At 35.3% G+C, this 14,166-nt stretch carries 13 protein-coding genes; 6 read left to right on the forward strand and 7 right to left on the reverse strand.

The features are described from left to right. The 6 genes from DYH56_RS02300 to DYH56_RS02325 form a co-directional block, all read right to left on the reverse strand. Window positions 1–370: transposase zinc-binding domain-containing protein (locus tag DYH56_RS02300; protein ID WP_199532953.1), on the reverse strand; the 370-nt coding region annotated here is incomplete at its 3' end. 74 nt (window positions 371–444) lie between these two features. Continuing rightward, entirely contained in the window at window positions 445–1,968 is a 1,524-nt protein-coding gene (locus DYH56_RS02305; RefSeq protein ID WP_114641242.1) for a DHA2 family efflux MFS transporter permease subunit, read from the reverse strand. Window positions 1,969–1,985: 17 nt separating this feature from the next. After that, on the reverse strand, window positions 1,986–3,158 hold the full coding sequence (locus DYH56_RS02310; protein ID WP_114641243.1) for an HlyD family secretion protein: 1,173 nt from the start codon (window positions 3,156–3,158) through the stop codon (window positions 1,986–1,988). 44 nt (window positions 3,159–3,202) lie between these two features. After that, complete coding sequence (locus DYH56_RS02315) at window positions 3,203–4,705, reverse strand: TolC family protein (RefSeq protein WP_114641244.1); 1,503 nt, start codon at window positions 4,703–4,705, stop codon at window positions 3,203–3,205. A 424-nt stretch (window positions 4,706–5,129) separates the two neighbouring features. Then, window positions 5,130–5,972 carry an AraC family transcriptional regulator gene (locus tag DYH56_RS02320; RefSeq protein WP_114641245.1) on the reverse strand — a complete coding sequence of 281 codons (843 nt, stop codon included), beginning with the start codon at window positions 5,970–5,972 and terminating at the stop codon, window positions 5,130–5,132. A 26-nt stretch (window positions 5,973–5,998) separates the two neighbouring features. Next, window positions 5,999–6,835: an undecaprenyl-diphosphate phosphatase gene (locus tag DYH56_RS02325; protein ID WP_114641246.1), complete on the reverse strand. Its 837-nt coding sequence runs from the start codon at window positions 6,833–6,835 to the stop codon at window positions 5,999–6,001. A 376-nt stretch (window positions 6,836–7,211) separates the two neighbouring features. Between DYH56_RS02325 and DYH56_RS16325 the strand changes: the two genes are divergently transcribed. From DYH56_RS16325 to DYH56_RS02350, 5 genes are all read left to right on the forward strand, one after another. Beyond that, entirely contained in the window at window positions 7,212–8,468 is a 1,257-nt protein-coding gene (locus tag DYH56_RS16325) for a thymidine kinase (RefSeq protein ID WP_147269584.1), read from the forward strand. Further along, complete coding sequence (locus DYH56_RS02335; RefSeq protein WP_114641248.1) at window positions 8,458–9,312, forward strand: tRNA pseudouridine synthase A; 855 nt, start codon at window positions 8,458–8,460, stop codon at window positions 9,310–9,312. The genes DYH56_RS16325 and DYH56_RS02335 overlap by 11 nt, the downstream gene beginning before the upstream one ends. A gap of 16 nt (window positions 9,313–9,328) precedes the next feature. Beyond that, a complete protein-coding gene (locus DYH56_RS02340) occupies window positions 9,329–9,748 on the forward strand; it encodes an HD domain-containing protein (RefSeq protein ID WP_114641249.1) in 420 nt (139 codons plus the stop codon). 206 nt (window positions 9,749–9,954) lie between these two features. Then, complete coding sequence (locus DYH56_RS02345) at window positions 9,955–11,736, forward strand: TIGR03960 family B12-binding radical SAM protein (RefSeq protein ID WP_114641250.1); 1,782 nt, start codon at window positions 9,955–9,957, stop codon at window positions 11,734–11,736. Between the two features lie 160 nt (window positions 11,737–11,896). Continuing rightward, a complete protein-coding gene (locus DYH56_RS02350) occupies window positions 11,897–12,169 on the forward strand; it encodes a hypothetical protein (RefSeq protein ID WP_114641251.1) in 273 nt (90 codons plus the stop codon). 142 nt (window positions 12,170–12,311) lie between these two features. Here the strand turns inward: DYH56_RS02350 and DYH56_RS02355 are convergent, their stop codons facing one another. Continuing rightward, window positions 12,312–12,620 (reverse strand): thioredoxin family protein, encoded by a 309-nt coding sequence (locus DYH56_RS02355; protein ID WP_114641252.1) that lies wholly within the window; start codon window positions 12,618–12,620, stop codon window positions 12,312–12,314. Between the two features lie 259 nt (window positions 12,621–12,879). On the opposite strand from DYH56_RS02355, the gene DYH56_RS02360 reads away from it, so the two are divergent. Further along, on the forward strand, window positions 12,880–14,163 hold the full coding sequence (locus DYH56_RS02360; protein ID WP_114641253.1) for an L-cysteine desulfidase family protein: 1,284 nt from the start codon (window positions 12,880–12,882) through the stop codon (window positions 14,161–14,163). Window positions 14,164–14,166: the final 3 nt, after the last annotated feature.

Consider the following 14,166-nt stretch of genomic DNA (forward strand, 5'->3'; position numbering starts at 1 on the left):
CTAATAAATCTCTTTTAATAATTGGGTAGTTCCAAATTTCTTTAGGAAGAGTAAAGATCATATGCTTGTGTTTTTTATCAATTAATTGAGAGGATAGTTTATGAGCCCATTTTTCTGCATAAATTTTACCGCAAGAAGAACAAAATTTTGACTTACAAGTAACGGGTCTAAAAGTATAGTGAGAGCAAGTAGGGCAAGAAAATACAGATTTAGCAAAAGCAAACTCTCTACAATTTTGTGCAGCAACGAGAGTAGATTTGATAAAGTGAAGAAAACTCTTGGGGAAATTCAAAAAGAATTTAAAATGATGCTTAAAAAAAGCTTTTAGGTTGTCGTTGGTAAGAATATCTTTAAGTGTAATAGTAGTCATAATAGTTATTATACCAAAAACCCCCAAGATGGGGGCTGGGGGTTGAAGAAGCGTTAGCTTTTTTTTAGTGCAGCTTAATGCCCCCCCTGAGCAGAACCTACAGCTCTATTTGCCAAGAGCATAAATGGAACCAGAGCCAAAATAATAAGGCCGGCAACCAAGAGGACATCGTTGACCCCCATGGTAGCTGCTTCCTTTGTGATCAAACCATTTATCACAACTAATTTAGCCTGGATAGAACCTGGAACGGAATTAATCAGCGGCAAAAAACTTGGATTACCTGTATGGATATGACTGGCTAATACCTCGTGATGGTAAGCCTGAGAATGATTCCATAGGGGTATAAATAGACTGCTGCCGATACTGTTTCCCAGATTTCTCATAAAATTAAAAATTCCGGCTGCAGCCACAATTTGAACGGGATTTATACTCCCAAGAGATACATTGTTTAAAGCTACAAAGAAAAATGCAAGGCCGATACCGCTTAAAGCTCTGGTATATGAGACATAGCCGGATGTGACATCTAAACTATAATTAGCGGTAAAAAACGAAACTATGGCAAAAATAATAAATCCCGTAATGGCAATATGCCGGTTATCAATTCTATCGGTGTATTTACCTATAATAGGAGATAAAAATAATATGGGTAAACCCAGGGTAGCAGTGGTTTTACCACTTATAAATGCTGTGTATCCCATGACATTTTGCAGCCAAAAGGGCAGAATAACGGCAGTCATATAGAATGCTGCAGATACAATCAGGAGGGAAATTACTCCTATGGTGAAGTTTTTATTTAAAAATAACCTGACATTTATAACCGGGTTTTCATGATACCACTCCCAAATTCCCAGGATAACCAACGACATAAATGAGGTGATAGCCAGCATGACGATAGATGGGCTGGAAAACCAGTCTAAGTCTGTGCCCTGTTCTAAAAAAACTTGGAGAGACCCGATACCGCTGATAAGTAGGAAGATACCTATAAAATCAGCTTTGACCCTTGTAAATTTTTCACTGGCATACTCCTCCTTAAACATATAGTAGATTATGCCACTGGACAAAAGACAGAGGGGAATACTAAAGTAAAAACACCATCGCCAGGATGCTCCATCGGTAATAGCTCCTCCGATGACCGGGCCTAAGATAGGACCAAGTATAAGGGTCATGGTCCATATAGCTATCCCGATTCCCTGTTTTTTCTTGGGAAAAATTTTCATGATCAGGGTCTGGGAAAGGGGGATCATACTGGCTCCCACAACTCCCTGCAACAGTCTGGCAGCAACCATGGAGGAGAGGGAAAAACTCATTCCGCAGAGTAAACTGGCTATGGCAAATAATATTGTGGACCAGATATACTGTTTGACAGTTCCAAACTGCAGTGTCAGCCACCCGATAAGGGGCAATACTATGGCTTCGGCGACGGAATAGGACGTGATGATCCATGTACTTTCGCTGGTGGCGATCCCGAAATCTCCGGCAATATGCGTGAGAGATACATTGACTATGCTGGCGTTTAACATATTTAAAAATGAACCCGTAGCAAGGGCTATAGTTATAAAAATTATTTTTCCTGTGATTTTATCATTTGTTTCCGGCATACAACCCTCCTGCACAGTTAATATGAATTTGCCTTAACTATATGATCTATTGTTTTTTTTATCTTTTGGATATCTAAAGTATATGGATTGGAAGATTTGATCTCAATATTGGGATGACTATCTTCTACTATTTTGGTATCAACCTCAGCTTCCATGGTAGTTCCCAGGGGAAGCACTCCATTATCTTCTAAACTTTTTTTATCGAAGGCTACCCTTACAGGAAGTCTTTGAACGATCTTGATCCAGTTACCACTTGCATTTTGAGGTGGCAGGAGGGAAAAAGCATTTCCGGTACCAGCAGAGACACCAACGATATAACCCTTATAGACTTTCTCATTTAAACTGCTTGTTAATTCTACGGTATTTCCAATCTTGACGTGTTTCATCTGATTTTCTTTTAAATTTACCTCTACCCACTCATTGTTCAGGTCCACTACGGAAAATAACGGGTATCCAATTCCGATTTTCTGTCCCAGGGAGATAGATTTTTTAGCTACAATGCCGTCTACAGGGGCATAAACTTTTGTCCTGGACAGGTTTAGAGATGCCTGTTTATATTTTAAAATGGCATTTCGAACAGCAGGATGACTATAAGCATCCTTTGAGCTGGCCTGTAATTTTGCATTTGAAAGAGCTTCCTTTCTCTGGGATACTGCTAATTTTGCATTTTTTAACTGGGTAGTGCTTCCATCCATCTGCTGGCTGCTGATGATACCGGCATTAAATAATTTGAAATTTCTGTCATAATTTCTTTTCACATTAGCCAGATTATTCATAGTTTCTCCCAGGGCATATTCACATTCAGAAACATTAGTTTCAAGGGAAGAGTAGTCCCTCACTGCCTGAGCCAGGGCAATCTCTGCTCCTTCCAGAGCCAGCTGGTAGTCTGTATCCTCAAACTCAATCAATAAATCACCTTTTTTAACTTGGGCAGTATCTACAAAATTTATCTGGGTTATACGTCCTGCTATCTGAGCAGTTACAGCAGTCTGATTACCTGTAACATAGGCATTTTCAGTAGTTTCATAGCCGTTAAGGAAAAGGAAAAAATAGAGAGAATAAAGAATTCCAACAACTGCCATTCCACCTATAAAGGCTGCGATTTTTTTCTTAGCCTTTCCCTTATTGTCTTCCTGTTTTATATCTTTTTTATCTTCTAAGTTGTCATTTGTTTTTATAATTTCCGACATATATATAACTCCTTTAGTTTTGAATTTTATTTAGCTTTTTTCTTTCATTGTTCCCTGCTCTTATACACTCCTCCCAAGCTGTTGATCAGGTCGATTTGATCGGAGTAAAGTTTATAGGCTTGCTGGGTTTTATAGAGGGAAGAATCCAGATAGATATAGTGATCCTTTAAATTTTCATATTCAGAAATAGATCCGATTTTAAATTTAAAATTTGAATTTTTATAGATTTTTCCCTCATTTTTTTCAATATGATCTAAGTTTATATAGTTAATCTTTGATATCTTGGCACTGCTTAACTTTGTGTTGATATCCTGGATGGAATTATTAATGGTTTTATTGTAATCTGCAATAAATACATTCACCTGAATGCCGGCAATCTTATAATTAGCTTTGATACCGGATAGATTAAAGACCGGGAGGTAAACTTTGGGTCCAAATGACCACATTAAAGATGAAAAATCTTTAAAACTATTGTCCAGCCCTACCCCTCTATATCCCACATCTCCACCAATTGAAACTTGTGGGTAAAAATCTGATTTTAGTGACTTTAACTTGGCTTTTTGGGATTTGATCATCATCAGATAATATTGTACATCGGGACGATTTACAATAACATCGGAGGATATCTTATTTGGAATGATAAACTCCTGTTCCATAAGGCGGGAAACTTCAGCATTTTTTAATATTTTTTCTACCCTGTCTCTGTTTTTATAAGATGACAATGAATATATAATTTCTGCAGTAGATTCTTTCTGAAAATCATTTAAATTTATATATCTTTTTAAAGTAAGGATCTTATTTTGGATAATTAGCAGGTCTTCCTCTTCTCCTCCGCCAAATTCAACCCTTGCCCTTACCTTATCTTGGATGGATGTTAATATAGCCAGCTTTTTATGGAGATTTATTTTTTCCCCTTGGAGATAGATGTAGTATCCGTAAAGTTTAGCAATATTTGTAGTGATATTCAGCTCAACTAGTTTTGAATGAAATTTAGCACTTTCAGCCAGATACCTCTGCTCCTTTGTTAAGTTTTCATATTTATCATAGAAATCAAAATTATAGTTAGCACTAATCCCTGCCCCGGCTGCATAAGCAGTTTCCCCTGCCAGGGCATCCTCAGGTAACAATGTAGAAGTAAGAGTAGGTCCTCCTGGTATAGATATTGATTTTGAGACAGCTTTTGATTTTGTATATGGTTTACTGGTGCCGTGAACACTTGCACCTGCATAGAGTCCCATTTGAAAAGCACTGTGTTCAGCTGCATCAATAGCTGCACTGGCAGCCTGGATGTTAAATTCAGCCACTTTTAGATCTGCATTTGAATTTAATGCAATCTCCATGAGTTTATTCAGATCCGGGTCATTATAGTTTGACCACCATTTTTCATGGACAAAAACTAAGTTCTGATCTTCACTTGAGGTAAAATTACCCTGTAATTGAATATCGTTTTTTGTCTGCATGAGGTCTTCATGGGTCTCTCGAACATAGCTGGAGCATCCGGTTATCAGGAGCAGCCATGAAATTAATATTATTTTTTTTGCTTTCATCTATATCCTCCTATTTTCTAAATGTGTATGTGTACACACGAAAATTTTTAAAATTAGTCAACCTAAGGGTCAAACTAATATTTTAATTAAATTTTAACATTTTTTTTATAAAAAAGTTAAACCATTCTTGCTACATTAAAAAAAGGCCATAGACATAAGACCTTTGAAAAATAAGGTCTTTTTTTTTAAATTTTTATAATCTAGGAAATTATAAAAATTATAAAATCCTAGATTATGCCTGTCTGGATGCAACGTCATATTGCTTTTTTAGTCTTATCTTATTATTTTAATTTCCCTTTAACTTTAATACTAAATTATATTACATGATTCAGACTTATGCAAAGATCCCTTTTAATATTTTTACTGCATTAAAAAAAGGCCATAGATATATATCGCCTTTTAGAATTTTTACTGCTTATTGCTTTTATTTGCTGACTTCCACAGGAATAATGATGGAATAATGGGCCGGATTTTCTATAAAAAACTGCTGGACTACCTCAAGAATATCCCTATTGGGAGTGAGGTGCTCCTTGTCAAAGATACTCTGTATATCGTTTATTACAACATCCAGGGAGTTATACAGCCTGTCACCGGAATAGTGCAGAAGAGCATATAAGCCTGAAGGGATGGTGAAATGTTCTGAAAAATCAAGTTTTTTATCGGTAAAAAATCCAAAGGTATAGATGTCTTTGGTTCTTTTGATGGAAACATAATACATTTTTCTTAACTGAGGGATCCCGATAAAATCCTGGGATTTCATCTTGGTAAAACCTACAATTTCCTCTTCAGTGAGGGGTGTTTTAGTCAGATCAATAGAGTAGGTAACTCCGTAAACCTTTGTTTTTTCAAGATAATCCAAAGAAAGATCGATCATAATTTTTCCATTCAGGGAGATAGTCTCCTTTTCCAGGATGACCAGCTTATCCTGTATGATTGTTCTGATATTATCTTTCCTATATTGTGTAGGAGTAATATTATAGTATTTTTTAAAGGTTCTATTTAAAATTTGCGGCTGGGTATAGGAGTATTTAAGGGCAACCTTCCAAATTTCTGCACTTCTGTCTTTTAAAATATCATCGCCAATATGCTGCAGCCTGCGCTTACCCATATACTGGCCAAAGGAAATACCTGTATAAACTTTAAATATCCTGTGGAAATGAAATTTTGAGATAAAAAAATTAGCTGCAATCTCATCTAAAGTTATGGGTCTGTAGATGTTGTTTTCAACATAATCGATGATCTCCTTTAATATAGGTGTGTAATTCATAAACTGGCTCCTTTATCTGCGTTATTTTACGACAGGACAGTCCCTATACCAAAATACAAAATAACAATTATACCGAGTGCGATTCTATACCAACCAAAAACCTTGAAATCATGCTTTTTAATATACTTCATAAGAAATTTAATTGCTAAAATAGATATTATGAAAGCAACAAGCATACCAATTATTAGTATTATAATTTCCGAACCAGTAAAACTCAAACCAAACTTTAACAATTTAAGAAAGCTGGCTCCTAGCATGACAGGTACAGCAAGGAAAAATGTAAATTCTGCAGCAACCGTTCTTGAAACCCCGATCAAAAGTGCACCAAGAATAGTTGCTCCGGAACGTGATGTCCCTGGAAATACAGCTGCTATAAGCTGAAACAGGCCTATGATTAGGGCTGTTTTATAAGTTATTTCTGAAATTGCTTTTATCTTTGGCTGATTACCCTTGTTATAGTTTTCAATTAAAATGAAAAATACACCAAATACAATGAGCATAATAGCTACAGTCTGATAATTATAAAAAAGGGCGTTGATTTTATCATCAAATAAAATACCAACAACACCCGCCGGAATACATGCAACAACAATTTTATACCACATAGACATAGTCTCTTTTTTTATTGAAAATCCATTTTTAAAAGAAAAAGGTAACAACGTATTAAAATAAAGTATCACCACTGCAAAAATGGCACCCAATTGAATAACGACGAAAAACATTTCTTTAAATGCACTGCTTACATTAAGGCTTAAATATTTATCTACCAATATCATATGTCCTGTGCTACTGATAGGCAGCCACTCCGTAATCCCTTCAACAACACCCAATATAATTACTTTTATAATCTCTAAAAAATCCATGCACGCCTCCTACTAAAGTAAATTTCGATACATTATAACACAATTTAAATTTACTTAATATCTGCCTTGAGCAGAACCTGTAGTTTTATCTGCTGAGAGTATAGATGGAATTGGAACAAAAAATCAAAAAATTCAAACTATTTGAAGAAATGCTAAATTGAAATAAGGTAGAAAATATGCTACAATTTAGTCTGTATTTAAAGAAGGGAAGTTAGAAAAATAAGTAAGAGGGAATAAAAAAAATATGATGGGAAGTTTAAATCAATGGTTTTTTTATCTGTCAGTAATCTGGCAGGGAAAAACGAGATCTTAAACAGAGTAGGGGTGTTTTCAGGAGAGCAGGGGCCCTATTTTTTTATCGGATTATATAGATGGGGTGAGAAATTTGCAATTTATAGTAACAGAAGGAATGGGATGGTTAGAAGTTGTAACTGGAAGTATGTTTTCAGGGAAGAGTGAGGAGCTCATAAAGAGATTGAGAAGATCCAAATACGCACGTCAAAAAGTAGTAGCTTTTAAACATGCCAGTGATGTGAGGTATGATGATGCAAAATTAGCTTCACACAGCCAGTCTTTTATAGAGGGGGTACCGGTTGCCAGTGTAGAAGAGATGGAAAAATTATTCTTTGAAAAATACAGTGATGCACAGGTAATAGGAATAGATGAAGTGCAGTTTTTTGGTGCTGAAGTTGTAAAATTTTGTGAAGATCTGGCTGACATGGGAAAAAGAGTAATTGTAGCAGGATTGGATAAGGATTTTAAGGGTGAACCTTTTAAACCTATGGATGAACTTTTGGCCAGGGCTGAATATGTAGACAAGTTTCAGGCTATTTGTGCTGTGTGCGGAAATCCTGCTACAGTATCCCAGAGGCTGATAGATGGTGAACCTGCTTATTACGATGATCCCATTGTATTGGTTGGAGCTACAGAATCATATGAGCCCAGGTGCAGGAAGTGCCATAGAATAAAATATAAAGATGAAAATATGGGAAACCTTTATTTTATAGTGGGAACCGGCACTGAGATCGGGAAAACCCATGTTACTTTAAAATTAATAGAGGAAGACCTTAAAAACAAAAAAAATATTATGGCATTGAAGCCTATAGAAACAGGGTCGGAAATTTTTGGAGAAAATTTAGAAGGGTCGGATACCAAAAAATATGCGGATCTTTTAGGAAAAGGTGTGGAAGAAATAAATACATATTTTTTTAAAAAGCCAATGTCTCCTCATATTGCAGCAGAGTTAGATGGGGAACAAATATTAATTAATGAGATAAAAAATAGGATAGACGAAGAGATTAAAACCCATGAAACCTTGTATGTTGAAGGTGCAGGAGGTCTGTTGGTTCCATATAATAACAGGTATACATATTTGGATCTTTTGGTAGATTACAGAAAAAAATCAGAGGTAATAGTGGTGGCCAACAACTCTTTGGGGACAATAAACCACACCCTGTTGACGATAGAAACATTGAAAAGAAATGACATTATGATAAAGGGGATTATCTTCAACAATAAAGATAATAATACAGATGAAATTTTATTGGAGGATAACATAAAAACCATCGAGAAATTAAGTGGTGTAAAGGTGTTAAAAAACACGGGGTATGATGGAGGCACAGGTGAATTTTAGAAGTTTAGAAAAAACAACAAAATTTGGATATTTATTTTATATCTCATACAGGGGTACAAAATTTCATTCTTTTGATGAAAATAAAGATGAAAGTTCCACAAAGAAAACTGTAAAGGGTGAATTTATAAAGATATTAGGGGAATTAGGAGTCACTTGGGCTAAGGGGGTCCAGCAAGGCGGGAGAACCGATGGTCAGGTAAGTGCCAAAGAAAATATCCTCTATATAAATTCAAACAATAAGATAGATAAAATCTCATTAAAGGAAAAATTCAACAAAAAAATAGATGAGATGAAGATCATAAAGATAGAAAAAACCCTGCCTAACTTAGCTATTCCTGAGATGATGGAAGGGAGGGTCTATAGGTATACCTATCCGGCAGATAAGATAAAGGCTGCTGAGGAAGAGATATTAAAAAGATGTGATGAACTTACAGGAACCTACGATGTAAGTGAATTCACCGACAGTAAGGGACAGAAATTAAAGGAAAAAATAAGAAGGGTGGAAATATCGTACGACAGGGGTAGTCTGGTATTTTCAGGAAATTCATTTATGCCGAAGCAGGTAAGGATCATGTCCGGCTATATATTAACCGGTGAGAAAAAAATTCTGCCGGGAAAATACCTGACTCTGGAAAAAATGATCTTATCCAGGGAATTAGAGGAGATGATAATAGAAGAGGTTAATGATATTTCTGAAGAAAATATCTTGAAAATAGAAAAAATAAAAGATATCTATATTTTCTACGTAGCTAAGAATAAAAAAGGTGAAGTTATCGGAAAGAATGCCGGTAATATCAAAAGTTTAAGAAAAAAATACGGGCAGATAATAATAAAGACGATCTAACTTCCGGAGAGGTGTCATGGGCAGAATAAAACAGGGACTAAATTATTTGTTTGCAAAACCTAAAATAGAAAAGCTGGAAAAAATCAAATTACTGTTAACAGAGGAAGAATATAAAATTTTTATAAATATGGATAATTATGATAAAGTACACAGTATAGGTGTTTATCAGATGGTAAAGAGAGATGAGATATTAAATAGAGATGAAAAATATCTGAAATTAGCCCTTCTGCATGACTGCGGGAAGGAGAAAATATCTCTTCCGACCAGGATGAAAAAAGTCTTAGTAGGAGATAAACTGTTGGACAGGCATCCTAAATTGGGTTATGAAAAATTAAAAGAGATAGATTTGGAATTGGCCGACTTAATTTTAAACCACCACGGGCTGGATGGAGACAAAAAATTAAAGAGATTTCAGGAGATAGATGATAGGAACTGACCCTCTTAGAGAATCTGCCTAACTCTTTCCCTGATATCGTTTTCGCGAGGTCACGAATATTAAAAAAATCTTATAGTTAAAAAGAATTTTCTAAATGTGAAATCAAAGAAAACTATTGCTAGAATATTTGTGAAATGAGAAGTTATAAAAGTAAGAGGGCGAAAGTGGCACTAGCCGAGAGAGGGTAATTAAGAAATAAAGGAGAAATGACTATGATTGATATAGAAAAATATCTACTTTCAGTAGAGAAACCGGTACAATATATGGGAAATGAGGTAAACAGTGTCCACAAGAGTGAGTATAAAGCAAATATGTGTTTATTTTTCCCTGATATCTATGAGGTAGGGATGTCTAACCTGGGTATAAGAATATTATACGATATATTAAATAAAGTTGATGGATTTTCATTGGAAAGAGGATTTTCTCCCCAAGAGGATATGGAAGCTGTCATGAGAGAAAATAATATACCAATGTTTTCCCTGGAGAGCAGGACTCCACTGAAAGAATTTGATGTGGTAGGGTTTTCTCTTTCATATGAAATGAGTTATACCAATGTACTGAATGCACTGGATTTGGCAGGGATACCATTTAGAGCAGATGACAGAACAGAAGATGATCCGCTTATTATGGCAGGGGGAACATGTACAGTAAACCCGGCTCCCATGAGTAAATTTGTAGATTATTTTGTAATTGGTGACGGGGAAGATGTGATGCCGGAAATAGCAAAAATATTTGTGGCAAATAGTCATAAAACTAAGGCAGAAAAATTAGAATTGATAAAAGACATAGACGGGGTATATATTCCCAAACTGCATAAGGATAAAAAAATCAAAAAAGCAGTAGTTCATAATTTAGATAATACAGAATTTTATACCGATCAAATAGTGCCTTTTGTGAATATAGTTCACGACAGGGTGTCGGTAGAGATTCAAAGAGGGTGTACCAGAGGATGCAGGTTCTGTCAGGCTGGATATACATATAGACCTGTAAGAGAGAGAACTTTGGAAAAAAATCTGGCCCTCATAGAAAAAACACTTAAATCTACCGGGTATAATGAAGTTTCATTATCTTCATTATCCAGTAGTGATTATAGTAAGATAAATCCTTTATTATCAAATTTACAGAAAAAACACGGTGACAATAATTTGAGTATAGGGCTTCCATCTCTAAGGATGAACCCATATTCTGTAGAAGTTGCAGAGCAGATCCAGAGTGGTAAAAAAACAGGATTTACATTTGCGCCGGAAGCAGGAACTCAGAGGATGAGAGATGTTATTAATAAAGGTGTAACAGAGGAAGATATTTTACAAACAGCAGTTGCAGCGGTGAAAGCCGGGTGGGCAACACTGAAATTTTACTTTATGATAGGGCTGCCTTTTGAGACCGATGAAGACCTAAAAGGTATGCATGAATTAGTAATGAAGGTAGTAAAAGCATGTAAACCATTTACAAAGAAATTAAATATAACAGTCAGTGTATCTAATTTTGTACCAAAGCCTCATACGCCATTCCAATGGGCTGAGCAAATGAACATAGCTGAGATGGAGAGGAAACATCAGCTCCTAAAAGATATTTTTTACAGGGCAAGACATACGACTTTAAAGATGCATTTCAGAGAAAAATCATATTTAGAGGGGTTCCTGTCCCGTGGAGATGAAAAAATAAGTGATCTATTGGAAAATGTATGGAAAAAAGGTGCCAAATTGGAAGATCATGGGAGAAATTTTCAATTTTCCAGGTGGAAGGAAGCCATAGATGAGTTGAACTTAGATGAAAAAGATTATCTGGGGGAAAAATCAACCCATGCAGAACTGCCTTGGCATATGGTGGATATCGGTGTATCGGATAAATTCTATATCGATGAATTGAAAAAAGCTGAAGAGTTAGCACTTACTCCAGATTGTCGTGATAAGTGTACGGGCTGTGGAATGAAGGGAAGAATTAAAGAGTGTGGAGAGCTTATCTCCGATAATTTAAAGAAAAAATAATATAAAAACTCCCAAGGGGACAAAAACTATTGTAGTTGGTGTCTGCTTGGGAGTTTTTTTTATTTTTATTAAAAATAAAAAAAGGAAAAAACATTATTTTCAATAAAAAGTTAATGAGAGTAGTTGAATTTATTTAACTGATGAAAAAGGGGGGAGTAATTTGAAAAAAATGCAAGTAGAAATTAACGGAGATGCAGTAAAAATAAATGATGTTCTAATTTTTGGTGTACATGATCTTGAGATTGGGGATGATTATCTGTTGATAAAAAAAGATGATGAAAATTTAATCCACTTAATCGAGCATGAAAAAGAGTTTCATCCTTATTTTACTGTAATAAGGATAAAAGATGGGGCAAGACTGGCTCATAATTATAGATACTGCAATTTCAAACCAACAGAAATAATGAAAGGGTACCACAATAAAACTTTATAAGCTGTTTTTGTAATGCAGGAACTTAAACTTAGGAAAGAGGCTGGTTTAAACCAGCCTCTTTATTATTATATAAGAAATTATACCTGCCATCAGGTGGCAGAGGTTATAAAAACTACCTGGAGACAGCGTCAAGTTGCTCTATTTATAATAATAACTCCTTATATTTATAAATTTTATCCTTTAATTCTGAGACCCTCAAAAATCGACCTTCCCTGTAAACTTCCTTTCCCATAACGAACATAATGATAGTAGGAGCAGTAAATACATTATATTTACTTCCGATTTCTCTATTATCCTCAATATAGATATCTATAAACTTTATTTTTTCTGATTCTGCAGCTCCTCCTACCTTGGGTAAAAGCTCGGTACAGACACTGCAGCTCCTGCTTTTGATATACAAAATAACAATTTCTTCATCTTTTATAATTTTAGTGAGTTTATCTAAATTCATGGGAAACCTCCTAGTTTTATAAAATTATACCCTATTATCTGCTTGGATGCACAATTGTTGTAAAAAAAGATGGGTTTTGAGTATTAAATTCAAATTTTAATAAAAAATTATTATCTCTTGTGATAGAAAAATTAAATTGTACTAAAAAACGGTTAAAAAACATTATTATGAACATAAAATGTTGATTTTTTTTATCTTTAGGTGTACAATCCCTGTGTAATATAATAAAAAATTATCACGCGTAGTTGCAGGGGGAGTCATGAACGTTAAAAAGGTTGTAAAAATATTAAATGAAGAAATAGTACCGGCAGAGGGGTGTACTGAACCTATTGCTATAGCATATGTAGGAGCAAAAGCCGTAGAGATTTTAGGTAAGAAGCCGACTAGATTAGATATATATGTTTCTGGAAATATGATAAAAAATGTTAAAAGTGTAAATGTTCCAAATGGTGGAGGAATGGTAGGAATAGAGGTCTCTGCTGTTATGGGAGCTGTTGCCGGAAATGCTGATGCAGAATTAATGGTTATCAGCAGTGTTACTCCTGGACAATTGGAGGAAGTGAAGGAATTTATTAAAAATAAAGAGATAAATGTAATCCATGAAAAAACAGATGTAAAGTTATATGCAAGGGTTGTAGCCTATAATGGGGAGGAATCTGCAAGTGTTGAGATAAAACACCTCCATACCAATATAACAAAGGTAGAAAAAAATAGAGAAGTTTTGATAAATAGAGCCTGTAATGATACAAACTTCACTTCCACAGACGAAGACAGAGGAATCCTTACAATTGAAGGGATCTATAATTTTGCTAAAACTGTAAATTTATCTGAGATAGAAGATATTTTTAAAATGGTAGTAGATTATAATTCTGCAATTGCCAAAGAGGGATTAACTAAAAAATATGGTGTGAATATGGGATCTATGATCCGTGAAAATATGGAAAAAGGAATATACGGAAATGATCAAAAAAATAGAAGTGCCAGTTTTGCAGCAGCAGGGTCAGATGCAAGGATGGCGGGGTGCCCGTTACCGGTAATGACTACCAGCGGAAGCGGGAATCAGGGGATGACAGCTTCACTGCCGATAATCCAGCATTGCAGTGACAATAACCTGAGTTATGAGGAAACAATCAGAGGACTGGCTTTTTCTCACTTAGCCTGTATTCATATAAAAACAAACGTAGGCAGATTATCAGCTTATTGCGGGGCTATATGTGCATCAGCAGGTGTCAGCGGAGCTTTAGCTTTCGTAATGGGAGAAAGTTTGGAAGTAGTAGCTGACTCAATAACTAATACTTTGGGTAATGTCTCTGGGATGATCTGTGATGGAGCCAAGGCATCTTGTGCCATGAAGATAGCCAGTGGAATTTATGCAGCATTTGATTCAGTACACCTTTCAAAGGCCAAAAAAGTATTGTCCAATGGTGAGGGGATAGTAGGTGAAGATATAGAAAAGACTATAAAAAATATCGGGATCCTATCTCAAATAGGGATGGATGGAACAGATCAAACGATCTTGGGAATAATGACAAATAAATACTAAAGA

Source organism: Psychrilyobacter piezotolerans (genome assembly GCF_003391055.1).
Taxonomy (GTDB): Bacteria; Fusobacteriota; Fusobacteriia; order Fusobacteriales; family Fusobacteriaceae; genus Psychrilyobacter; species Psychrilyobacter piezotolerans.